This is a genomic window from Aestuariimicrobium sp. p3-SID1156 (genome assembly GCF_025144225.1).
Lineage (GTDB): Bacteria > Actinomycetota > Actinomycetes > Propionibacteriales > Propionibacteriaceae > Aestuariimicrobium.
The window spans coordinates 43,636-65,483 of the sequence record NZ_JALXXB010000010.1 but is presented as its reverse complement, the minus strand read 5'-3'; the positions used below and the strand labels follow the sequence as shown (position 1 = coordinate 65,483).

Annotated in this window: 21 protein-coding genes; 9 read left to right on the top strand and 12 right to left on the bottom strand. The window is 68.2% G+C overall.

What is annotated here, in order from left to right; all coding sequences use genetic code 11:
* Positions 1-16 precede the first annotated feature (16 nt).
* Positions 17-1,843 carry a DUF2207 domain-containing protein gene (locus M3G03_RS10870; RefSeq protein ID WP_259809807.1) on the bottom strand — a complete coding sequence of 609 codons (1,827 nt, stop codon included), beginning with the start codon at positions 1,841-1,843 and terminating at the stop codon, positions 17-19.
* Between the two features lie 200 nt (positions 1,844-2,043).
* On the opposite strand from M3G03_RS10870, the gene M3G03_RS10865 reads away from it, so the two are divergent.
* Positions 2,044-3,003 (top strand): GNAT family N-acetyltransferase, encoded by a 960-nt coding sequence (locus tag M3G03_RS10865; RefSeq protein ID WP_259809805.1) that lies wholly within the window; start codon positions 2,044-2,046, stop codon positions 3,001-3,003.
* A gap of 3 nt (positions 3,004-3,006) precedes the next feature.
* Positions 3,007-3,735 (top strand): PIG-L deacetylase family protein, encoded by a 729-nt coding sequence (locus M3G03_RS10860; protein WP_259809803.1) that lies wholly within the window; start codon positions 3,007-3,009, stop codon positions 3,733-3,735.
* A gap of 55 nt (positions 3,736-3,790) precedes the next feature.
* Here M3G03_RS10860 and M3G03_RS10855 read toward each other — a convergent pair whose 3' ends face one another.
* Together M3G03_RS10855 and M3G03_RS10850 are read right to left on the bottom strand one after the other, a co-directional pair.
* Entirely contained in the window at positions 3,791-5,467 is a 1,677-nt protein-coding gene (locus tag M3G03_RS10855) for a phospho-sugar mutase (RefSeq protein WP_259809802.1), read from the bottom strand.
* Positions 5,467-6,291 carry a purine-nucleoside phosphorylase gene (locus M3G03_RS10850; protein WP_259809868.1) on the bottom strand — a complete coding sequence of 275 codons (825 nt, stop codon included), beginning with the start codon at positions 6,289-6,291 and terminating at the stop codon, positions 5,467-5,469. Before M3G03_RS10850 ends, M3G03_RS10855 begins: the two co-directional genes overlap by 1 nt.
* A 73-nt stretch (positions 6,292-6,364) precedes the next feature.
* Between M3G03_RS10850 and M3G03_RS10845 the strand changes: the two genes are divergently transcribed.
* On the top strand, positions 6,365-7,783 hold the full coding sequence (locus M3G03_RS10845; protein ID WP_259809801.1) for an NAD(P)H-quinone dehydrogenase: 1,419 nt from the start codon (positions 6,365-6,367) through the stop codon (positions 7,781-7,783).
* A 25-nt stretch (positions 7,784-7,808) separates the two neighbouring features.
* On the opposite strand, the gene M3G03_RS10840 is transcribed toward M3G03_RS10845, so the two are convergent.
* Positions 7,809-8,528 (bottom strand): hypothetical protein, encoded by a 720-nt coding sequence (locus tag M3G03_RS10840; protein WP_259809800.1) that lies wholly within the window; start codon positions 8,526-8,528, stop codon positions 7,809-7,811.
* 163 nt (positions 8,529-8,691) lie between these two features.
* Positions 8,692-10,464 (bottom strand): acetyl/propionyl/methylcrotonyl-CoA carboxylase subunit alpha, encoded by a 1,773-nt coding sequence (locus tag M3G03_RS10835; protein WP_396121945.1) that lies wholly within the window; start codon positions 10,462-10,464, stop codon positions 8,692-8,694.
* A 186-nt stretch (positions 10,465-10,650) separates the two neighbouring features.
* Between M3G03_RS10835 and M3G03_RS10830 the strand changes: the two genes are divergently transcribed.
* The 3 genes from M3G03_RS10830 to M3G03_RS10820 are packed head-to-tail and all read left to right on the top strand — an operon-like array spanning position 10,651 to position 13,065.
* Complete coding sequence (locus M3G03_RS10830) at positions 10,651-11,265, top strand: DNA-3-methyladenine glycosylase (protein WP_259809798.1); 615 nt, start codon at positions 10,651-10,653, stop codon at positions 11,263-11,265.
* 28 nt (positions 11,266-11,293) lie between these two features.
* Entirely contained in the window at positions 11,294-12,619 is a 1,326-nt protein-coding gene (locus M3G03_RS10825; protein ID WP_259809797.1) for a M20/M25/M40 family metallo-hydrolase, read from the top strand.
* Between the two features lie 17 nt (positions 12,620-12,636).
* Positions 12,637-13,065 (top strand): hypothetical protein, encoded by a 429-nt coding sequence (locus M3G03_RS10820; protein ID WP_259809795.1) that lies wholly within the window; start codon positions 12,637-12,639, stop codon positions 13,063-13,065.
* Here the strand turns inward: M3G03_RS10820 and M3G03_RS10815 are convergent.
* From M3G03_RS10815 to M3G03_RS10795, 5 genes are all read right to left on the bottom strand, one after another.
* Positions 13,043-14,131 (bottom strand): serine hydrolase, encoded by a 1,089-nt coding sequence (locus tag M3G03_RS10815; protein ID WP_259809794.1) that lies wholly within the window; start codon positions 14,129-14,131, stop codon positions 13,043-13,045. The genes M3G03_RS10820 and M3G03_RS10815 overlap by 23 nt on opposite strands.
* On the bottom strand, positions 14,124-14,759 hold the full coding sequence (locus M3G03_RS10810; RefSeq protein WP_259809793.1) for a nucleoside triphosphate pyrophosphatase: 636 nt from the start codon (positions 14,757-14,759) through the stop codon (positions 14,124-14,126). The genes M3G03_RS10815 and M3G03_RS10810 overlap by 8 nt, the downstream gene beginning before the upstream one ends.
* 32 nt (positions 14,760-14,791) lie before the next feature.
* Complete coding sequence (locus tag M3G03_RS10805; RefSeq protein WP_259809791.1) at positions 14,792-15,523, bottom strand: DUF937 domain-containing protein; 732 nt, start codon at positions 15,521-15,523, stop codon at positions 14,792-14,794.
* Positions 15,524-15,628: 105 nt separating this feature from the next.
* Entirely contained in the window at positions 15,629-15,889 is a 261-nt protein-coding gene (locus M3G03_RS10800; RefSeq protein ID WP_259809789.1) for an acyl-CoA carboxylase subunit epsilon, read from the bottom strand.
* A gap of 10 nt (positions 15,890-15,899) precedes the next feature.
* Complete coding sequence (locus M3G03_RS10795) at positions 15,900-17,483, bottom strand: acyl-CoA carboxylase subunit beta (RefSeq protein ID WP_259809788.1); 1,584 nt, start codon at positions 17,481-17,483, stop codon at positions 15,900-15,902.
* A 106-nt stretch (positions 17,484-17,589) separates the two neighbouring features.
* Between M3G03_RS10795 and M3G03_RS10790 the strand changes: the two genes are divergently transcribed.
* A complete protein-coding gene (locus M3G03_RS10790) occupies positions 17,590-18,411 on the top strand; it encodes a biotin--[acetyl-CoA-carboxylase] ligase (RefSeq protein ID WP_259809787.1) in 822 nt (273 codons plus the stop codon).
* On the opposite strand, the gene M3G03_RS10785 is transcribed toward M3G03_RS10790, so the two are convergent.
* Positions 18,405-18,887, bottom strand: a complete 483-nt coding sequence (locus M3G03_RS10785) for a PH domain-containing protein (RefSeq protein WP_259809786.1) — start codon at positions 18,885-18,887, stop codon at positions 18,405-18,407. The two genes, M3G03_RS10790 and M3G03_RS10785, sit on opposite strands and share 7 nt — an antisense overlap.
* On the opposite strand from M3G03_RS10785, the gene M3G03_RS10780 reads away from it, so the two are divergent.
* Together M3G03_RS10780 and purE are read left to right on the top strand one after the other, a co-directional pair.
* A complete protein-coding gene (locus tag M3G03_RS10780) occupies positions 18,820-20,124 on the top strand; it encodes a 5-(carboxyamino)imidazole ribonucleotide synthase (protein ID WP_259809784.1) in 1,305 nt (434 codons plus the stop codon). The two genes, M3G03_RS10785 and M3G03_RS10780, sit on opposite strands and share 68 nt — an antisense overlap.
* Positions 20,117-20,632, top strand: a complete 516-nt coding sequence (purE, locus tag M3G03_RS10775; protein WP_259809782.1) for a 5-(carboxyamino)imidazole ribonucleotide mutase — start codon at positions 20,117-20,119, stop codon at positions 20,630-20,632. Before M3G03_RS10780 ends, purE begins: the two co-directional genes overlap by 8 nt.
* Here the strand turns inward: purE and M3G03_RS10770 are convergent.
* The gene (locus tag M3G03_RS10770) at positions 20,622-21,788 is read right to left on the bottom strand and encodes an LCP family protein (protein WP_259809779.1); all 1,167 of its coding nucleotides are present in this window, start codon (positions 21,786-21,788) and stop codon (positions 20,622-20,624) included. The genes purE and M3G03_RS10770 overlap by 11 nt on opposite strands.
* Positions 21,789-21,848: the final 60 nt, after the last annotated feature.

The window sequence follows — 21,848 nt, the reverse complement described above, 5'->3', positions numbered from 1 at the left end:
TCCTCACCACACCGGCTCACCAGCCGCCGCCACCACCTCCGCCTGCTCCACCGCCGCCGCTGAAGCCGGACCCGCCGGAGGACGAGGAGTTGGCTGCCGCGGTGCTCGCCTGGATGGCCGATTCCATGGAGGAGGTGAAACTGTCGAAGCTGGATGCGAAGCCGTAACCCATGCCGTAGCCGTAGTTGCCCACGTACCAGGAGGTGTCGGGGGTGTAGCGCCCCTCGGCGGCGAGCTTCTCAAAGATCTTCGACCAGCGTTCGGCGACCCCGAAGACAATTGCGTAGGGGAGGTAGCGGCTGAAGACGTCGATGCCCTCCTCGAACCTGATCTGGTCGGCCTCGGCGGTGGTCAAGTAGAGGCGGAACCCCTCAGCTTCGGCCAGAACCGCGGACCCTGCCGGGGTGCGGGCCGGGAAGGTGCCACTCAGGACCGCCAGCAGGACGCCTGCGGCGACCACCCCGAGGGGGATGAGCCCGTAACCGAGGAAGCCGAAGGCGATGCACAGGCCGATTCCGAGCAGGGTGAGCATGACACCTCCCACGGCGGCGAGTGTGCGCGTGGTGTTCGGGTTCGACCGGAACCATGACAGGGGCGGAGTGCTCACACGCTCGTAGAGCTCCTCCTGGCACTTGGGCAGGGCCTTGCCGCGGCTCTTGCTCTTGAGGTCCTTGGTGGTGATGGAGGTACCGCTACCGAAGAGTTCCTCCACCAGGTTCTTCTCGTAGGGGGCCAGCTCGTCGGGGGCGCGTCCGGTCAGGGTGAGTCGCTGGTTCTTGGAGTCGATCTGCTCCATGGTCAGGTGGCCGCGGACGGACAGGTCGACGATGGTCGCGGTGACGTCCTTGAGGTCGGCCTTCTCGTCGATGAGGGTGCCGATCTCGCCGGGGCGGGCACCCTTCGGCGGGCGGAAGGCGACGGCAGTGGTGGTCTTGCGCCGTGTGGTTGTGGGGGCGTCCCCTGAGAGGGGGACCATGCCCGGCGCGAGCCCGGCCCAGGCCCGGTCGCGCCCCCGCCGGCTCATCGCGAGGACACCGCCGATACTCGCTGCGCCGACGAGCGCCGCGCCGCCGACGCTGGGAGCGTTGACCGGGAACATGTTGCCCATGTGGTAGCGCTTCGTGGTGCGGAAGTCGGCATTCTCGAAGGTGCCGGCCGGGAAACCGGCCACCACCTGGAGGCCCTGCTCCTTGCCGAGGTGGTCCAGGGTCCACACCATGCTGCGGGCAGGAGCCGGGGCGGAGCAGGTGTTGGTGAACTTCGAGCCGTAGAAGCAGGCCGTCTTACGCGGCAGGGCCGGGCTGTTGAGGGTGACCTTGATGTTGCTCATCGGGACCTGCCAGCCGTTGCCGACCGCATTCCAGTTGAACTCGTCCATCTTCGACTCGGGGTGGTCCGGATAGAGGATCCCGTGGACGGTGTAGGTGACCTTGTAGTTCTGGACGCCGGTGAACTTGGTCCCCTTGCGTCCGATGCGCAGGACCAGGTTGCCACTCTCCGACTTCACCATCTGCTCGGTGTTGGCCCCGGTAGAACTGGTCACGTCCTGGATGTCGGTGTCGAGCATGCGCCACTGGTCGGGGTTGGGCGAACGCATACGGGTGGGCAGGACGATGAAGGGTCCGTGACCGGCGTCCCGTGAAAAGTCGAAGTCAAGGTCGACGATGACCTCGGTCGAGCCGTTCTCCTTGTTGGGGGTTGCCGTCACGTGATAGCGGGTGATTCGCCAACTCTTGGGCGTCTCGTCATCGTCTGCGTGGGCGGGCACCGCGGCGCTCACGGTCCAGCTGATGGACAGGAGGGCGGCCCATAGGGCGAGCGACAGGGTGCGCAGACGAGACATGGCTCCCACGGTACCCAGTCCGGTGTCACATCGGATCCGTCCCGGGACGGATGTGAGGCCCCCGCGCGGAGTGACGACCCAGAAACGCAGCAGCGTCCAGTGAGCAAATATTTCCTCCATAATCGTTGCCATGCAAGAAAGTTGATGACAGACTCTGAGGACGGGTAGGGATGACCGGGGACACAGAGGAGTGTTGCTTCATGGCAGATCGCAGGTGGCTCATCAGGCCTTTCATCGCAGATGACCTTCCAGGAATCATTGATGTGCTCTCAGAGGCATGTCCCCGGGAAGAAATTTCCCAGGAGCGATTCGCCCAGCACATCCTGTTGGACGAGGGTTTCCATCGGGAAGGGCTGCTCGTGGCGATCGAAGAAACGACCGGAGAGGTGATGGGGGTCTGCTACGCCGTCCTCGCTGGGCCCCATCGCGTCCCGCTGCCATGGGGAACCGGCTGGATCACGTTGCTGGCAGTGGGGCCGACGCATCGTCGACAGGGTGTGGGCGGTGCCCTCGTGGATACTGCGATCGCCTGGCTTGAAGCGCGCGGCGCGGAACGTGTTGACTTCTGCGCCTATCCTCCGGGCTACTTCGTTCCCGGTCTGGACGCGGAGACCTACCCCGACGCGATGTCACTGCTGGCGTCGAAGGGCTTCGAGGTCCGCATCACCTCCGTGGGTCAGAGTGCACCGATCAGCGACACCATCCCCGACTCGATAGCGAAGCTCAAGCAGCAACGCCTCGAGGAGGGATATGCCATCGGGCCGGCAGGGTGGGGCGACCTGCCTGAGCTGATCCAGTGGGCAGCGGAGAAGGTCGCTCCCGATTGGGGTGACATTGCCCGCGAGGAATCCCGTCGACGGGCCCGACCCGATCGAATTGTCCTGTGTCGAGACCCGCAGGGCGCAGTGGTGGGCTTCTCCACCTTCGCCAGCTATGACGGAGACATCGGACGCTTCGGCCCCATCGGCGTCGACCCCTCCCAACGCGGTAAGGCGCTGGGTGCGATCCTGCTGGCGGAGACGATGGCCCAGCAGGCGCGAGAGGGTGCAAGCGAGTCCTACTTCCTGTGGGGCGAGACCCACGGCCCGGCCTTCACCATGTATGAAAGGGCTGGCTGGAGGGTCAATCGGACATTCCAGCTGCTGCGGAAGGACCTCTGAGGAATGTCGAGCGGAGGGGTGACCATGGTCGCCGTCGGCGGCCACATTGGTGACATGGACCTGGCGGCTGGACCGGTATTGGCGCAGAACGTCCTGGCAGGCGGCCGGAGCATTTTGCTGGCGCTCACTCCTGGCGAACGGGGGCATCCCCGGCTGAGTGTGCCGGAGTATGCGGCGCAGAAATTGTCGGAGGGACGCGCCTTCGCTGATGCCATCGGGGCCGAGTTCTACTGCTGGGAGGATCAGTCCGACGGCTTTCTGGTGCATGACGAGGCTCTGGCCCAACGGCTGGCATTGACGCTGAGGCGGTGGCGACCGGATGTGCTGATCGCTCACTGGCATCACTCGATGCACCCTGATCATGAGAATGCTTCGCGACTGGCCGTGCGAGCCCGGCTGCTCTCGGGCCTTCCAGGATGGCACACGGACGGCGAGGACCCCGAGCATCAACGACACGGGATCCCGCACCTCCTTTTCGCTGAGAATTGGGAGGACGAGGAGGGCTTTCGACCCACCACACACGTGCCCGTGAGCGCCGAAGCGCACGAGCGGTGGCGCGGGGCGATCGAGGGCGAGGCCTTCGCTCGTGGCGAGACCTACGGCTTTCGCTATGTCGACTACTACACCGCCCAGCAGGTGATGCGAGGCTGCAAGGCCTACGCCGAGTTCGCGGTCGCCTTCGCCACGGAATGGCCATACTTCACCGAGCCAGCACGCTTCGTCACGACATGAATGACGATCCCATTGACCCCCGTCGCCGTTTCGACATGTCTGGCGGGGACTGACCTCAGGACAGTCCCAGGACCCCCGACATCTCCTCGCGCAGCTGGCTGAGTTCGGCAGCGATACGGGCGCGTTCGCCGGGGAGGTCGACCTGGGCGGCGTCCGGGGTGCCGCGAACCTCGAGGTAGCACTTGAGCTTGGGCTCGGTGCCCGAGGGGCGGACGACGACATGCACCCTGTCGCCGGTGATCTCGACAGCATTGGTCGGCGGGAGGTGGGAGTCCGGGCCCGGTTCGGCGAGGTCGATGACGGTGACCGTGGAGCCCAGGAGGGTTGACGGGGGATTGGCCCGAAGCCTCGCCATGGCGTCCGAAATGATGGTCAGGTCAGTCACGCGGACGCTCAGTGGAGCGGTCGCGTGCAGCCCGAAAGTGCGGGCGATCTCGTCCAAGCGGTCCTCAATGGTCAGTCCTTGGGCCCTGAGGTCGGCGACGATCCGCAGGATGTTCACCAGCGCGGTGACGCCGTCCTTGTCGGGGACGCGGGCAGGGTCGGTGCAGTAGCCGATCGCCTCCTCGTAGCCGTAGGCGAGTCCGGGGACCCGACCGATCCACTTGAAGCCGGTGAGGGTGGTCACGAAGGGCTGCCCGGCCTGCTGCGCCATACGCCCCAACAGGGTCGAGGAGACCACGGAACTGGCGTAGACACCCTGGACGCCGCGCCGCAGGAAGTCATCACCCAGCAGCGCACCGAGCTCGTCACCGGAGAGCATTCGCCAGCTGCCGCCCATCACGGCGGCCACGGCGCAGCGGTCGGCGTCCGGATCATTGGCCACGACGACGTCGACACCGGTCTGTTCGGCGAGCGCGAGCGCAAGGTCGATGGCACCGGGCTCCTCCGGATTCGGGAAGGCGACGGTGGGAAAAGCGGGATCGGGGTCGTTCTGCTGCGCGACGCTGATGCCAGCCGGCAACCCCGCCGCATGCACGGCGCGGTTGACCACCCGGGCGCCCACGCCGTGCATGGCGGTGTACACCCAGGAGAGCTCACGGGGGGCATTCTCGGGAACGAGCTCGCCACAACGCTGGACGTAGGCGGCGACCAGCTCCTCACCGATAACCCGGTAGCCCGGATCTCGGGACACCTGGCTGATCGGCTCGGCGGCAACCTCGGCGATGCAGGCGGCAATCTCGGCATCGGTGGGGGGCACGATCTGCGATCCGTCACCCAGATAGACCTTGTAGCCGTTGTCCTGTGGGGGGTTGTGCGAGGCCGTCACCACCACGCCGGCGACGCAGCCGAACTGCTGGATCCCGAAGGCCACCACCGGGGTCGGGGTGGGCTGGTCGGTCAGCAGTGCCTCGAAACCGGCTGCCTGCATGATCTCGGCGGTGTCCCGGGCGAAGACGTCGGAGTTGTAGCGGGCATCAAAACCAATGAGGACGCGACCGCCTGCGTGCCCATGGGCCTTCAGCCACTGCGCGAATCCCGCGGCTGCCTGGGAGACCACCACCCTGTTCATCCGGGCCGGACCTGCGCCGAGCGCTGCGCGCAGGCCCGCCGTGCCGAAGGTCAGCGGTCCAGCGAAGGCGTCCTGCAATTCAGTGAGGGCAGCCGCGTCGCCGGCACGGGCGGACTCGATCAGCCCCCCGAGGGCTGTCGCAGTGGCCGAATCAGGATCGGCCTGTCGCCACGCCTCCGCCCGCGCCAGCAGGCCGGGGTCGATTGCGGACTCACTCATCACAGCACCTCCACCAGGTCGGCGAGCAGTCGGGCCAGGCGGGGTGCGGCCTCCTGCCCGGCAGCGATCACCTCGCTGTGGTCCAGCGGGGCATCGGTGACGCCCGCGGCGGCGTTGGTGACCAGGGAGATCCCCAGTACTTCCATGCCGGCCTCGCGGGCGGCGATGGTCTCCAGGGTGGTGGACATGCCGACCAGGTCTCCGCCGATGATCCCGGCCATGCGCACCTCGGCCGGGGTCTCGTAGTGTGGTCCGCGGAACTGCACGTAGACGCCGGTCTGCAGGGTGGGATCGACACCCTGCGCCAGAGCGATCAACTCCGGGCTGTAGGCGTTCGTGAGGTCGACGAAGGTTGCGCCGTGCAGCGGTGAAGCAGCGGTCAGGTTGATGTGGTCGCGGATCAGCACGGTAGTCCCCGGCCCCCACGCCGGGTTGAGACCGCCGCAGCCATTGGTCAGCACAAGCCTCTTCACGCCCAGGGCAGCAGCGGTCCGGACGCCGTGAACCACGGCGTCCACGCCCTTCTCCTCGTAGAAGTGTGTCCGCCCGGTGAAGACCAGCGCCGTCTTCCCGGCAGGGGTACGGACGACCAGCACCTGGCCGCCATGTCCTGCGACGGCCGGCGCGCTGAACCCGGGCAGCTCGGCCAGGTCCACGGAGGCCAGCGGCTCACCAAGCAGATCGGTCCCTGACTTCCAACCCGACCCGAGCACGAGAGCCAGGTCGGCGGAGTCGATGCCGGTCGTGACGCGCAGTGCGTCCGCAGCGGTGCGGGCGAGGGCGAACGGGTCGGGGGCGGGGGGCTGCGCAGGCTCGGTGTCAATCTTCACAGGGTCCACAATAGGCAAGGGCCTCGTCACAGGTCACCGGCAGCCCCAACTCTGACAGAATGGGCCTGTGACCAGCGTTGTGATTCTTGGTGGAGGACCCGGCGGCTACGAGGCCGCACTCGTTGGAGCCCAGCTTGGCGGTGAGGTGACGATCATCGAACGAGAAGGGCTCGGTGGAGCCTCCGTGCTGACCGACTGCGTTCCCTCGAAGACCCTGATCGCCACCGCTGAGGTGATGAGCACCATCCACCGCGCCGAGGAGCTCGGCCTGCGCGTCTGGGAGACCGGCGAGGACAGCGGCGTCGCCTCCTCGGTCCACGTCGATCTCGCCCGGGTCAACGAGCGCGTCATGGACCTGGCCGCCGCGCAAAGCGCCGACATCACCGAGAAGATGCGCACCCAGGGCATCCGCGTCATCAAGGGCACCGGTCGTCTCAACGGCACCGAAGAGGTCATCGCCACTGGGGCTGACGGCACCGAGGAAACGCTGAAGGCCGACATCACCCTCATCGCCACCGGCACCACCCCGCGCGAACTCCCGAGCGCGCAGTGCGACGGAGAGCGCATCCTGAACTGGAAGCAGGTCTACAACCTCACCGAGCTCCCCGAAAAGCTGATCGTGGTCGGCTCGGGGGTCACCGGCGCGGAGTTCGCCTCGGCCTACGACGAGCTCGGCGTGGACGTTGTGCTGGTCAGCTCCCGTGACAAGGTGCTGCCCGGCCAGGACGAAGACGCCGCCGACGTGCTCCAGGAGGTCTTCGAAGGACGTGGCATGGAGATCATGTCGCGTTCCCGCGCCACCGCTGCCCGCCGCGAGGGTGATGAGGTCGTCGTGAACCTCCAGGACGGCCGCGAGGTTCGTGGATCCCACTGCCTGATGGCGGTGGGCGCCATCCCCAACACCAGCGGCATCGGCCTGGAGGAGGCGGGTGTCCAGGTCACCGAATCCGGCCACATCGTCACCGACAGGGTCTCCCGCACCACCGCGCGCGGTGTCTACGCCGCAGGGGACTGCACCGGCGTCTTCGCACTGGCGTCCGTGGCGGCGATGCAGGGCCGCATCGCCATGTGGCACTCGCTCGGGGACGCGGTCAGCCCGCTGGACCTCAAGGCCGTCAGCTCCAACGTCTTCACCTCACCTGAGATCGCCACCGTGGGCGTCACCCAGGCCCAAATCGACTCGGGGGAGGTCCGGGCCAGCGTTCTGACCCTGCCGCTGAAGTCGAATGCCCGCGCGAAGATGCAGGGCGTGCATGACGGTTTCGTGAAGCTCTTCTGCCTGCCGGTCACCGGCATCATCGTGGGGGGCGTCGTGGTCGCTCCGCACGCCTCGGAACTGATCCACTCGGTGTCGATCGCCGTGGGTGACCGGATCACGGTGGACGAACTGGCGAACGACTTCACCGTCTACCCCTCGATGTCGGGCTCCATCGCCGAAGCCGCACGCCAGCTGCACAAGCGCCGCGCGTCGGGCATGCCCTACTGACCCAGACCTCATCAGGCGGACGCGGTCAGACAGCGCGGGGCAGCTCTTCGGCGAACAGGCTGGGGAAGGACTCGCCCAGGTCGGTGCGCGACGCGCTCGACGTGAGCCAGTCGTGGAACCAGCCCATGGCCCACGGGCGCACGGTCGGGCCGGCCTGCCACCAGGGCACTCGGACACCATCGGCAGCCACGGTCCGCGAGTATGGGGCTGCACCCGAGCGCAGGCGCTCAGCATCGGCTGCACAACAGGGGACGCGCACCGGGCGGTCGTCCTCGCCCGTCCAGACCACGATGGTGCTGCTCGGCCCGTGATTGGGGTTGAAGAAGCAGGGCGGGCGCACGGGAGGGCTGGGCTCGGCCAGCAGGATCGAGGTGAGGGTGGCCAGGGCCTGCCGGGTGTGCGACATGGCCTGGGTGGCCTGCTGGATGTCCCCCGAGTGCTCTGCCACGGCCAGCTCGGTGGCCAGTTCGTCGACACTACCGGCCAGCTCGGTGAGGTACTCCTGCATCGGTTGGGCCAGTTCGGGATCCATCATGGACAGCTCCGCGAGCTGCGACGAGTGCAGGGTGAGGTCGGTCCGCAGCAGGGCGAGGTCGGACTGGGCCAGGGCACGGGAGCGGGTGAGGGCATCGATGTCGCGCAGGCGTATCGCCCGGGCGTCCATTTCGTGACGATGAAATGCCCTGAGAACGACTGCGAGGCCAATGAGGCCGGCAATCATCACGAGGATCAGGGCAGTGGACACGCCTACCAGTCTGTCCCCCGATGGTTGACCGTGCAATGGTGGGGTGGCAAATCACCGCGATTCACAGGAACAGGCGGCTGTGACTAGGCAGTCTGTGCATTTCTCAGCCTGCCCGGTCACAACCTCCCCGGCGACGAGAGTCACCCTGGTGGGTTCTTCTCGGTCACTCCGCGTCGGCGATTTCACACATGACCTGGCCGGCGGTGACGGTGGCACCAGCCTCCACGGCAAGGCTCGTGATGGTGCCGGCCTTGTGGGCGTTGATCGGCTGCTCCATCTTCATGGCCTCGAGGACCACGACCAGCTGACCCTCCTCCACGATGTCCCCGTCGGCCACGGCGACCTTGACCACGGTGCCCTGCATCGGGGCGGCGACCGCATTGCCCGAGGGGGCTGCGACCTTGCCACCGCCACGGTCACGCTTGGTGGGCTTCTTGGCCCTCGCCGGAGCCGCACCGCGTCCCACGGACAGGTCACCGGGGATCTTGACCTCGAGGCGTTTGCCGTTGACCTCAATGGTCACGACCTGCGGCTCGGCCACATCCTCGGCCTCACCCAGCAGACCGCTGTAGGCAGCGATCTGGCCGGTGAACTCGGTCTCGATCCAGCGGGTGTGGACGTCGAAGGAGCCATTCTCGGCGGTGTAGGCCGGATCCTCCAGGACCGCCTTGTGGAAGGGGATCACGGTGGGCATGCCCTCCAGCGTGATCTCCGAGAGCGCGCGGCGCGAACGTTGCAGGGCTTCGCCGCGGTTGGCGCCGGTCACGATGACCTTGGCGACCAGCGAGTCGAAGGTGCCGGGGACGGTCATGCCGGCGTGGTAGCCCTCGTCCACGCGGACACCGGGGCCGCTGGGCGCATGCCAGGTGACCAGGGTGCCGGGAGCAGGCATGAAGTTGCGGCCGGCGTCCTCGGCGTTGATGCGGAACTCGATCGAGTGGCCGCGAACCTCGGGGTCGTCATAGCCCAGCTCCTCGCCGGCGGCGATGCGGAACATCTCGCGAACCAGGTCGATGCCGGTGACCTCCTCGGAGACGGGGTGTTCCACCTGGAGGCGGGTGTTGACCTCGAGGAAGGAGATCAGGCCATCCTGGGCGACCAGGAACTCGCAGGTGCCGGCGCCGACATAGCCGGCTTCCTTGAGGATGGCCTTGGACGAGGAGTAGAGGGTCTGCAGCTGCTGCTCGTTCAGGAAGGGGGCAGGAGCCTCCTCGACCAGCTTCTGGTGGCGGCGCTGCAGGGAGCAGTCACGCGTGGAGACGACGACCACATTGCCGTGGGTGTCGGCAAGGCACTGGGTCTCCACGTGGCGCGGCTTGTCGAGGTAGCGCTCGACGAAGCACTCGCCGCGGCCGAAGGCGGTGACGGCCTCACGGGTAGCCGACTCGAAGAGCTCAGGCACCTCCTCCATGGTGCGGGCGACCTTGAGGCCGCGACCGCCGCCGCCGAAGGCGGCCTTGATGGCGATGGGCAGGCCATGCTGCTGGGCGAAGGCGACGACCTCATCGGCATTGGCGACCGGGTCGGGGGTCCCCGGGACCAGGGGAGCGCCCACCTTGAGGGCAATGTGGCGGGCCTTGACCTTGTCGCCGAGGGCATCGATGGCCGAGGGCGGGGGGCCGATCCAGGTCAAGCCGGCGTCCATGACGGCTTGGGCGAAGTCGGCGTTCTCGGCGAGGAAGCCGTAACCGGGGTGGATCGCGTCCGCGCCAGAGCGCTGGGCGACGTCCAGGATCTTGGGGATGTTGAGGTAGGTTTCGGCGGGCGTGGCGCCTGCCAGCGAGAATGCCTCGTCAGCGAGGTCCACGAACAACGACTTCGAATCCGAATCAGCGTAGATCGCCACGCTCTGGATGCCGGCATCGCGAGCGGCGCGGATCACTCGAACCGCGATCTCTCCACGGTTGGCGATCAGAACCTTGCGGATGGCTCCCATCATGACCTCCGTTCCGCCCGGCGCACGGGCCCGTGGCCCCCGTTGGCCACCTCTGTGCAGGAGTCTAAAGGTATCCGTGCGCAGGGCTCCACCAGCAGTCCGGGGCTGGGACGCGAGTTGTCCCAAGTGTGGCAATCTTCACTGTCCCGTGCCCCCGACAGCCCATGGACGGTCCAGAATGGGGCGATGCCCGGACCTGAGTTGCTGTCCCGACCCGTGCTCGAGGTGGCGCCTGCGCTGCTGGGGGCGCGGCTACGGACGGTCGTGGATGGGGAGCTGGTGTCGGTTGAGCTGACCGAGGTGGAGGCCTACGACGGCGCGAAGGATCCCGGCTCGCACGCCTACCGGGGGCCCACACCTCGGACCCGAGTGATGTTCGGGCCGGCCGGTCACCTCTACGTCTACTTCAGCTACGGCATGCACTGGTGCGCCAACATCGTCACCGGCAGCGATGGCCGCGCCTCTGCCGTGTTGGTGCGTGGCGGACGCGTGGTGGAAGGGCTGGAGGTCGCCCGCTCCCGGCGTCCCGCAGCGAAGCGCGATGTGGACCTGGCCCGGGGACCGGCGCGACTGGCCTCCTGTCTGGGACTGGACGGCTCCTTCAGCGGCCATCCCATCGACGGGCACACCGTAGCCCTGGAGTTGCCCGAGGTACCCCCCGGGGACATCTCCAGTGGTCCTCGGGTGGGGGTGTCCGGGGCCGGGGGTGACGCCGAAGCGCATCCCTGGCGGTTCTGGGTGACCGGCGACCCGACGGTCTCCACCTACCGGGCCGCCGTTGTTCGGAAGCGACGCGGTTGACCCCTGTCGGACATGGCAGGCTGGGCGGGTGAGTGTTCCCAGTCCGGTTGAGCTCCTCCAGACGCTGGTCCGTTTCGACACCTCGAACCACGGCGATGGACGCAGCGCGGGTGAGCGAGAGTGTGTGCTCTGGATCGCCGGCCTGCTCCGCGCGGCGGGCTGGGAGCCCCAGTTGTTGCACCGCCAGGATGCCCCCGATCGCCTGAACCTGGTCATCCGGGTGCCGGGCTCGGAGCCCGACCTGCCCGGGGTCCTGGTGCATGCGCACACCGACGTCGTCCCGGTCGAGCCGGAGCAGTGGAGCGTTCCCCCGTTCGGGGCGGTGGTGGCTGAGGGCTACGTGTGGGGGCGAGGCGCCCAGGACATGCTGTGGTCAGCCGCGTGCATGGTGCACACCCTGCTGGCGTGGGGCGCCGAAGGGACGCGCCCCCGTCGCGACGTGGTCATGGCCTTCGTGGCCGACGAGGAGGACGGCGGCGCCTACGGCGCCCAGTGGCTGGCCCGCGACCACCCCGACCTGTTCGAGGGCCTCGAACTGGCGATCGGCGAGGACGGCGGCATGTGCCAGACCTTGACCGGGCTCGATGAGCGTCGGGTGAACGTCTACACCATCAACGCCGGTGAGCGGGGCACCATGCACCTCCGCCTGCGTGCCACCGGCACCTCAGGGCATGGGTCACGTCCCTCGGGCCAGGACGCGGTCAGCCGTCTGGTGGGGGCACTCCACCGCCTCAGCTCGCACCGGTGGCCGCTGACGATGAGCACGGTGGTCCGCGCGCACTATGAGCAACTGGCTGCCGCGCTCGGCCACCCCCTGGACAGCGCCGACGAGGAGTCGATGGGTGGGTTCGTCGACTGGCTGGGCCCCGAGGTGGCCGGCCCGATGCGCTGGACCATTCGCCCCTCGGCCACGCCAACCGTGCTCAGGGCCGGGTACAAGGTGAACGTGGTGCCCGGGGAGTCGATCGCCGAGGTCGACGTCCGCTGTCCGCCCGGGACCGTCGAGCTGGTCGACCAGACCCTTCGCGAGCTGCTCGGTGACCAGGTCGAATGGGAGTACACCACTCGCGGCGCGCCGCTGGAATCGCCCATCACGGGGGAGTGGTGGGAGGCAATGGTCGCGTGCATCCACCGCCACGACCCCGAGGGCATCGTCATTCCCGGCTGCATGGGCGGGGGTACCGACAACAAGGCTTTCGCGCCGCTCGGCATGGACACCTACGGCTTCACCCCCGCCCCACCTGACCCGCAAGGGCGCGTCGCCGCTGGCTATCACGGTGTCGATGAGCGCGTCCCGGTCAGCCAGGTCGAGGGTGGCTCCCGGATGCTGCGCGACTTCCTTGAGCACGTCTGAGGTTAGGCTGGGTGCTCGTGACCACTCCTGTGCCAACCGCTGTTCGCGGCTTGGCGATCGCTGTGGCCTGTGCCGTGGCGGCGACCACGGTCGGCTGCTCAGCGCCTGCCAGCGAGCCGGCGCCCTCCAGCACGCCGCGGGCCAGCGCTCCTGACGGCGGACAGTTGCTCTCCGACCGCGGTATCCGGAACGGGCCCGCCGGGTTCTCGATCCCCGCCGACATCGTCGCCCTGCGCACGATCGATCAGCCGAATGTCGTCACGTTGGTGGTCGCCTCGGCGGACGGTCGGCGTCTGGTCACCTATCTCTCCGAGCATCGGGACGCCCTCGGGCTGCGCGAGGTCGTCTCCCGCGAGGGCTCGATGACCTTCCTTGTGCAAGGCTGGGAGGGGGCGGTGACCACCAGCCCCGAACTCGCCGGGCTCACCCTGCGTCGGAAGCCCTGACCGCCGTCACCGCCAGCCCTGAAACCTCCTGGCGCAGCCGGTGCATCTGCTCGGCAGACCGTCTCGGGTGCACCCGGTTGGCCAGCACCACCACGACCAGGCCGAGGGAACGATCCACCATCAGCGAGGTCCCGGTGAAACCGGTGTGTCCTCGGGCCTGCGGGGAGTGCATCCATTCCTCTGCGATCCGCAGGCCGAGCGAATGGCCGGCGACGTCGAGCGTCATCCCCTCGGGTAGCGCGTTCTCGAACAGTGGGAGGCTGGAGCAGGGCAACTGGTCCAGCAGCACCAGCTCACCGAACCGGGCCAGCCCATCGGCGGCGCCGAACAGTCCTGCGTTCGCGCACTCGCCTCCCAGTGACCAGGCCGACTCGTCATGGACCACGCCCTGCACCACCCCGCGGCCCAGTTCCGGCTGGTACTCGGTCGCGGCCACCAACCCACCGGGCACGAAGGCGATGTGGTCACCCAGCCCCAACGGCTCGAGCACCAACGAAGCCACCAGCTCCGCCCAGGGGCGTCCCGTTGCCCCTTCGGCGAGAGCCATCGCGGTGTTGTAGCCGACGCAGGAGTACTCCCAGGCGCTGCCCGGGGCGTGCACCAGCGGGGTTGCCAGCAGGTCCTCGAGCAACTCCTCGCGACCCGCCGCCCCCAGGGGTGTCCGCCACCCCCACCACTGGGCAGGAAGACCGGAGGTGTGGCTGAGCAGCATCCGCAGGGTGACCTGGGACCGCTCGCCGTCGGCGAAGCTGGGCAGGTGGACGCCGATGGGGGCGTCCAGACCGAGAACACCCCGCTCCACGAGGGTCAGCAAAGTGACGGCCGAGAAGACCTTGGTCACCGAGGCCAGGTCGAACCAGGTGTGGATGTCGGAGGGCTGCGGGTCGGCAAGCGCCTGACCATCATCGCCGATACGACCCAGCACCCCGCTCCCATGGCGGGCCAGCACCCGTCCCTCGTGCAGCACCACCACGCTGGCAGCCGAGCACCACTGGTCCCCGATCGCTGCCGCGACGCGCTCAACGACGGCCTCCTGCAGCAGGGGCTCAGCGGGCACATCACTCATCAGGCAGGGTCACCTTCGGCCACAGGGTATGCCACTGCACACCCAGGTCCAGCAGCATCTGTCTCACCAGGGGCAGCGAGATCCCGACGACATTGTGCGGGTCGCCCGACATCCGGGTCACGAAGGGTCCGCCATAGGCATCGGTGGTGAAGCCGCCTGCGACGCGCTCCGGCTCGCCGGTGGCGGCATAGGCGGCGATCTCGGCGTCGGTCAGGTCGGCGAAGGTCACCGTCGTCGAGGCCACCCGGGTCATCGTGGTACGCACCCAGTTGTCGTCCTGGCCGTGTACCCAGACCGAGACCTGGTGACCGGTGTGCAGCACGCCGCTCTGCCCGCGCATCCGCTTCCAGCGTGCGATGGCCTCCTGCGCGGACCCCGGCTTGCCGTTCGGCCGGCCCTCGAACTCCAGCAGGGAGTCGCAGGCCACCATCGCGGTGGGCTCGTGGACGCGCAGGGTCGCCGCGACCGCATCCCCCTTCGCTTCGGCCAACAGTGCCACCAGGTCGGCGGGTTTGTCGGCGTGGACGCGGTCCTCGTCCACGCCGGAGACCAGCACTTCGGGCCGCAGCCCGGCGCGGCGCAGGGTCTCTCGGCGGGCGGGGGATTTCGAGGCCAGGATGAAGCGCACGGCCTCAGCCTATCCAGCGCGGGCGGAACGGATCAGCGTCCGAACATGCCTCCCAGGATCTGGCCGAGGATGCCGCCGCCGCGACCATCCTGCTGGGGGGCCTGGCGCTGCTGGGCATCGCGGGTCGAGGGTTCGTCGCCGAGGTCGATGCGCAGCTCGCCATCACCGGAGTTCGAGTCCACCGGCACGGTGGGCTGGGCAGGCTGGGTCGGCTGGGCAGGCTGGGCCGGGGAGGTCTGCGGGACGGACTGGCCTCCGCCGAGCACCTGACCCAGGATCTGGCCGAGGATGCCGCCGCCACCCTGGGGGTCGTTCTTCGCCTTGTCCAGGATCGAGCCCTGGTTCGCGGTGATCTGCTTGGCGATGTAGGCCAACACCAGCGGCGCGAGGTACTTGACCACCTTGTTGAGCAGCTGGGCGTCCTGCCCGGAGGCAGCCTGCAGCCCGCCGAAGTGGGCGGCGTCCAGGGAGGTGACGTCATCGGTGCCCAGCACGTGATCCACGATCCGGGAGCCGTCGTTGACGTCCACCTCGTCGAGGTTGACGTCACCACGCTCGAACAGCGAGCTCTGTCGCGCGTGGTCCTCCAATGCACCGGCCAGGGCCGACTCGCCCTGGGGGGACTGGACATTGCGGTGCATGCCACCGAGCAGCAGTTGCACGGCGTCTCGGGCAGCAGCCTCGGCGCTGGCCTGGTCGGTGCCGACCGCCTGCGCCAGCTGCGCGGTGTCGATGCGGCCAAGGATCTCGTTCGCGAGCGTCATGGATGTGCCTTTCGTGGGGCTTGTCGCACCAGCGTGGCACACCCCTTCGGGTCGGTGTGGCGATCAGGCCAAACGCATCCGACGCCGAAGGCTCCCGGCGTGGGATCACCAACGGGCGGTCCAGGCGCCGGGTCCGGTGATGTGCTCGCGGCGGGTGACCCGGTGGTAGGAGTTCCAGCCACCGACGACCGGTCGGTCGCTGGCGGCACGCGGATTGGGGCGCGGAGCCAGCGCGATGGCCAGCACCGTCATCGCTGCCCCGATCTCCTCGTCGGTCGGGTTGCCCTTGGTCACGGCGAAGGCGGGGGTCGCAGCCTCGACCCTGTCCTCGTTCCCGGTCACGTCGTGTGCAGTCGTGTTGCTCACCGTGGTCACCTCAGAGCGGGATGTTGCCGTGGCGCTTGGGCGGCAGGGTCTCGCGCTTGTTGCGGAGCAGGCGCAGGACGCGGATGATCTCGGCGCGGGTCTCGTGGGGGTAGATGACCTGGTCCACGTAGCCACGCTCGGAGGCGACATAGGGGTTGGCCAGCTCGTCGTTGTACTCCTGAATGAGTTCGGCGCGCCGGGCGGCCAGGGCCTCCGGGTCCTCGATGGCGGCCAATTCCCTCTTGTAGAGGATGTTGACCGCGCCCTCGGCGCCCATGACCGCAATCTGGGCGGTCGGCCACGCCAGGTTCACGTCGGCACCCAGGTGTTTGGAGCCCATGACGTCGTAGGCGCCGCCATAGGCCTTGCGCGTGATGACGGTGACCAGCGGGACGGTGGCCTCGGCGTAGGCGTAGATCAGCTTCGCCCCGCGGCGGATGATGCCGTTGTACTCCTGGTCGGTGCCGGGCAGGAAGCCGGGGACGTCGACGAAGGTCAGCACCGGGATGTTGAAGGCGTCACACGTGCGGATGAATCGGGCGGCCTTCTCCGAGGCGTTGATGTCGAGGCAGCCGGCGAAGACCGAGGGTTGGTTGGCGACGACGCCGATCGGGCGTCCCTCGATGCGTCCGAAGCCGCAGATGATGTTGCCGGCGTAGAGCTCCTGGACCTCCAGGAACTCGTCGTCGTCCAACACCGTCTCGATGACCATCCGCATGTCATAGGGCTGGTTCGGCGAGTCGGGGATGATCGTGTCGAGTTGGCGGTCGTGGTCGGTGATGGTCAGGTCGACCTCGGCGTCCTCGTAGACCGGGGGCTCCTCCAGGTTGTTCTGGGGCAAGTAGCTGATCAGGTCGCGGACGTACTCCAGGGCATCGTGCTCGTCGGCCGCAAGGTAGTGGCAGGTACCCGACTTCTGCGAGTGGGTGCGGCCTCCGCCGAGCTCCTCGAGGGTGACGTCCTCACCGGTGACGGTCTTGATGACGTCGGGGCCGGTGATGAACATCTGGGAGGTCTGGTCGACCATGACGATGAAGTCGGTCAGGGCGGGGGAGTAGACGTGGCCACCGGCCGCAGCGCCCATGATGAGCGAGATCTGCGGGATCACACCCGAGGCGTGGGTGTTGCGGCGGAAGATCTCACCGTAGAGGCCGAGCGAGACCACACCCTCCTGGATGCGCGCACCACCACCCTCGTTGATGCCGATCAGGGGGCAGCCGGTCTTGATGGCGAAGTCGATGATCTTGACGATCTTCTCGCCGTAGACCTGGCCCAGGGCGCCGCCGAAGATCGCGACGTCCTGGCTGAACACGCAGACCGGGCGGCCATGGATGGAGCCCATGCCGATGACGACGCCGTCACCGTAGGGGCGCTTCTTCTCCATGCCGAAGGCCGTCGAGCGGTGGCGCGAGAACTGGTCCAGCTCGGCGAAAGAACCCTCGTCCAGGAGTTCCAGCACCCGCTCCCTTGCGGTCATCTTGCCCTTGGCATGCTGCTTCTCGACGGCTGCCGGGGACGCGGCGTTGACGGCTTCGTCAATTCGACGCCCCAGATCGGCGATCTTGCCGGAGGTGGTGTGGATGTCGATGTCCATGTGCTGACCTTAGCGCCCGCCCCAGCTCGAGTGACCTCACTCCGGCGGTCCCGGACAGGCTGGTTTGTGAAATCTCTCACAGGTGACGGGTCGCTACGGTGGATCGGTGACCACAGCACCCCTCCCGGCCGACGCCGGCCGCATCCGCGCCGCCCTTGCCCTGCCCTCCTTCTGGACCCTCGTGCACACTGTGGCCGAGACCGGTTCCACCAACCGGGACGTCGCCCAGGCCGCCCAGGAGGGCATGCCGGAAGGCTATGCGTTGATCAGCGAGCACCAGACCGCCGGACGCGGCCGCTTCGAGCGTCGGTGGCAGGCTCCTCCCGGCGCATCGGTCGGGCTCTCGGTACTGCTGCGCCCGACCCGCCCCTTCACGGACTGGTCCTGGCTGGCGCTGCTCGCCGGCCTGGCCGTGCAACGAGCCGTCCGGGTGACCAGCCCGCAGGCGTCCGGACGGGTGGTGTTGAAGTGGCCCAATGACGTCCTGATCCAGGGCGAACCGGGCCCCGGGAAGCTGTGCGGGATCCTCTGCGAACGCGTCGAGACGCCCACCGGACCCGCCGCTGTCCTGGGGGTGGGCATCAACATCGCGCTGGCCCCCGAGGAGCTACCGGTGCCCACTGCCACCTCGCTGGCCGGGGCCGGGCTCAATGCCGACAAGGACGCCGTGCTGTCAGGCGTCCTGGACAATCTCGCCGAGCTCTACCAGGTCTGGGCACAGCGTGGGCACCTGCGCGAGGCCTACGGGCGCGAGTGTGCCACCATCGGGCAGGACGTCAGGGTCCAACTCGACGAGAAGACCAATGTCCTGGGCCGCGCGGTGGGGGTCGACGAGTCCGGAGCGCTGCAGGTGCGGACACATGAGGGAGTGAGGACCTTTGTCGCAGGCGACGTCTTCCACCTGCGCCCCACTGGTGCCGCTCAGTAGTCGCGACCGCCATTGAGCAGCTCGGTCATCTCCACCTGCACCCTCTCGACCTGGGGGATGTCGTAGAGCTCCACCGGGTTGGTGGCTGAGCTGGTCAGCACCAGCGTGCCGCAGCCCAGGATCCGGTCGAGCAGGTCACGGTCGTAGATCACATTCGTGATGGAACCGAGCGGGAGGTCCTCACCCTTGCGGTTGAGGATGCCGGTGCGGGTGATCAGTCGCTTGGTGGTCATCGTGTAGGTGGTGCTCAGCCAGCGCAGCAGCGGCAGCAGGAACAATGCGATGGCCAGCACCACGCCGAGCGCGACCAGCACCCAGATGCCCCAGGGCTTCCAGTCCTCCGGCAGGTAGATCAGCCCGGCGATCACGCCGCCCAGCACGAGGATGAACCACATCACCGGGAAGACCATGGCCTTCCAGTGGGTACGCATGGTGCGCACGACGGTCTCTCCGGGGGCAAGGTGCTTCGCGTCCATGGGCCCCAGTCTGGCACCAGATAAAGTCACCTGCGTGAACTCAACCGGACGCCAGGGACAGTACGTGGTCGGCATCATCGGCGGGGGGCAGCTTGCACGCATGATGCAGCAGGCCGCCATCTCGCTGGGTATCACGGTGAGGCTGCTCGCCGAGGGCCCCAAGACCTCCGCCGCCCAGGTCATCCACGACGTCACCGTCGGCGACTACAACGATCCGGCGGTGGTCAGGGAGTTCGCCCGCGGCTGCGATGTCATCACCTTCGACCACGAGCACGTGCCGACCGCGATCCTGGCCGAACTGGAGGCCGACGGCATCGCCGTGCGGCCCGGCCCCGAGGCCCTCATCCACGCCCAGGACAAGGCCGTCATGCGGGCCCGAATGGAACAGATCGGCGCCCCCAACCCGCGCTGGCGGGTCTGTGCCACCCCCGAGGACCTGCAGGCCTTCGGGGACGAGAACGGCTGGCCGGTCATCGCCAAGACCAGCCGCGGCGGCTACGACGGCAAGGGTGTGTGGAAGATCGACTCGCCAGACCACGTGGGCGAACCCTTCGAGGCGCTGGCCGGTCCGGCCTCCACCGTCGATGGCGGGGCGATCAGCCGCGAGGGCGTCCAGATCGTTGCCGAGGAGTTCGTCGACTTCGCCCGTGAGCTGTCCGCCCTGGTGGTCCGTAGCCCCCAGGGGCAGGCGGCGGCCTGGCCGATCAGCGAGTCGATCCAGCGTGATGGCATCTGCGTGGAGACCCTCACCCCCGCTCCCGGGATGAGCGAGCAGCAGGAGGCCGAGTGGCAGCAGCTCGCCCTGCGGATCGCGGGGGAGCTCGGTGTCGTCGGCATGCTCGCCGTCGAGCTGATGCAGCGCCGCGACGGGTCGGTCGTCGTCAACGAGCTGGCCATGCGGCCGCACAACACCGGCCACTGGACCATTGACGGTGCCCTCACCAGCCAGTTCGACAACCATGTCCGAGCGGTCCTCGACCTGCCGCTGGGCAACCCCGGTCTGCGTGCCCCGGCGGTGGTGATGGCCAATGTTCTCGGCGGCGCCGAGGAGGACCTGACCGGCGCACTGGTCCATTGCTACGCCCGCGACCGCGAGCTGAGGGCCCACCTCTACGGGAAATCCGTGCGTCCCGGTCGCAAGGTGGGCCACGTCACCGCCTTCGGCGACGACCTCGAGCTGGTGCGGCGCCGCGCCGCCCACGCCGCCAACTACCTGATGGGAGACGCCAATGCCTGATCGTGGAGTGACTGAGGTCGGGATCGTGATGGGGTCGGACTCCGACTGGCCGACCATGGAAGCCGCGGCCACCGCCCTGGACGAATTCGGCATCGGCTGGGAGGCCGACGTCGTCAGCGCCCACCGGATGCCCGAGGAAATGGTCCGCTACGGCCGAGGGGCGCACACCCGCGGTCTGCGCGTCATCATCGCCGGCGCCGGGGGAGCCGCCCACCTGCCCGGCATGCTGGCGTCCCTGACCCCGCTGCCGGTGATCGGGGTGCCGGTGCCGTTGAAGTACCTGGACGGGATGGACTCCCTGCTCTCCATCGTCCAGATGCCGGCAGGGGTGCCGGTGGCGACGGTGAGCATCGGCAATGCGCGCAATGCGGGGCTGCTCGCCGCCCGCATGCTCGCCTCCGGCAACCCGGAACTGACCCAGAAGGTCCTGGACTTCCAGGAGTCCCTGCGCCAGGCCGCCTTCGCCAAGGGCGAGGTCGTGCGCGGGGCCCAGCGGCCTACTGCTTGACGAACTTCTCGATCCCGGTGGTGTTGCCCTCCTTGACCATCCCGAAGAGTTCGAGGGCCTTCTCCCTGTCCCAGATCATCGAGGAGCCCGCCGAGGTGGTCGCGTTGGGGTCCGAGATCGGCACCATCAGCTGTGAGCCCTGACCCTTCGACACGGACAGGAAGGCACGCGCCGCATCAGCGACGTCCTTGGTCGAGGTGCCCTTGTCGCGCACCAGCATCTGTCCGCCGACACGGTTCAGTTCCCACCAGCGCCAGGGCAGAAGGGACGCCGGGGAGGCGGCCTTTGCGGCGACCTTCCCGATCACCTCGCGCTGGCGCTTCATGCGGCCCAGGTCGCCGGTGGGGTCGGCGTAGCGCATCCGGACATAGGACAGGGCGTCGCGGCCGTCGAACTGCTGGCAGCCGGCGGGGAAGTCGGAGTGGGAGTTCTTGTCCTTGATCGGCTTGTCCAGGCACATCTGGATGCCGCCGACGGCGTCCACGGTCTCGGCGAACCCGACCATGCCGATCTGCAGGTAGCCGTCGATCCGCACCCCGGTCACCTGCTCGACGGTCTCGACGAGCAGCGTGGGGCCCCCGAAGGCGAAGGCGGCGTTGATCTTGTTCTTGCCGTGACCTGGAATGGGCACGTAGGAGTCGCGCGGGATGCTGATCAGCGCCGGCTTGCCGGTTTTCGGAACCACCAGCATCAGGATCGAGTCCGTGCGGGCGCCCTCTGCGGACCCGGTGCCGTACTTCTTCTTCTGCTCGGGGGTCAGCGACTCCCGGGAGTCGCTGCCGACCAGCAGGAAGACCTTGCCCGGCTGCTCGGCGGGGCGTTCCCCGGCGGGCATGGCATCGATCCGGTTCGCGCGTCCGAAATGCCAGAACGGGGTCGCCACCATGAACGCCAGGTAGGCGACGAGCAGGGTGGCCAAGAGCTTGCCCAGAGGAAAGCGACGGCGACGGCGTGCTCGCGGCTGCGCGGGGCGCTGCTGGGGAGCGGGCGCGGGGCGAGTTGGTGCCGGGCGGTAGGGGGGAATTTGTGGCGGCGGGGCCTGGTAGGGCTGCTCACTGGGGAGCACCCGGGTCGGCGGGTCCTCGGGTTCGGGCCTGGACTCGCGTCCGTAGAGCCAGTCGAGGTCCTCGTCGCGGTCACCGGGTCGATCGTTCACGAGCCCCATCGTAGGAGGTGCCCCCAGCGGACCGCCCTGGGCAGAAGCCGGGGTTCTTTC

Coding starts and splice junctions, on each gene's coding strand:
- M3G03_RS10870 (WP_259809807.1), bottom strand. CDS start 1,843: ATGTCTCGTCTGCGCACCCTGTCGCTCGCCCTATGGGCCGCCCTCCTG.
- M3G03_RS10780 (WP_259809784.1), top strand. CDS start 18,820: ATGGCCTTCCAGTGGGTACGCATGGTGCGCACGACGGTCTCTCCGGGG.
- M3G03_RS10795 (WP_259809788.1), bottom strand. CDS start 17,483: ATGGACATCGACATCCACACCACCTCCGGCAAGATCGCCGATCTGGGG.
- purE (WP_259809782.1), top strand. CDS start 20,117: ATGCCTGATCGTGGAGTGACTGAGGTCGGGATCGTGATGGGGTCGGAC.
- M3G03_RS10815 (WP_259809794.1), bottom strand. CDS start 14,131: ATGAGTGATGTGCCCGCTGAGCCCCTGCTGCAGGAGGCCGTCGTTGAG.
- M3G03_RS10855 (WP_259809802.1), bottom strand. CDS start 5,467: ATGAGTGAGTCCGCAATCGACCCCGGCCTGCTGGCGCGGGCGGAGGCG.
- M3G03_RS10805 (WP_259809791.1), bottom strand. CDS start 15,523: ATGACGCTCGCGAACGAGATCCTTGGCCGCATCGACACCGCGCAGCTG.
- M3G03_RS10830 (WP_259809798.1), top strand. CDS start 10,651: ATGCCCGGACCTGAGTTGCTGTCCCGACCCGTGCTCGAGGTGGCGCCT.
- M3G03_RS10865 (WP_259809805.1), top strand. CDS start 2,044: ATGGCAGATCGCAGGTGGCTCATCAGGCCTTTCATCGCAGATGACCTT.
- M3G03_RS10860 (WP_259809803.1), top strand. CDS start 3,007: ATGTCGAGCGGAGGGGTGACCATGGTCGCCGTCGGCGGCCACATTGGT.
- M3G03_RS10785 (WP_259809786.1), bottom strand. CDS start 18,887: ATGGACGCGAAGCACCTTGCCCCCGGAGAGACCGTCGTGCGCACCATG.
- M3G03_RS10835 (WP_396121945.1), bottom strand. CDS start 10,464: ATGGGAGCCATCCGCAAGGTTCTGATCGCCAACCGTGGAGAGATCGCG.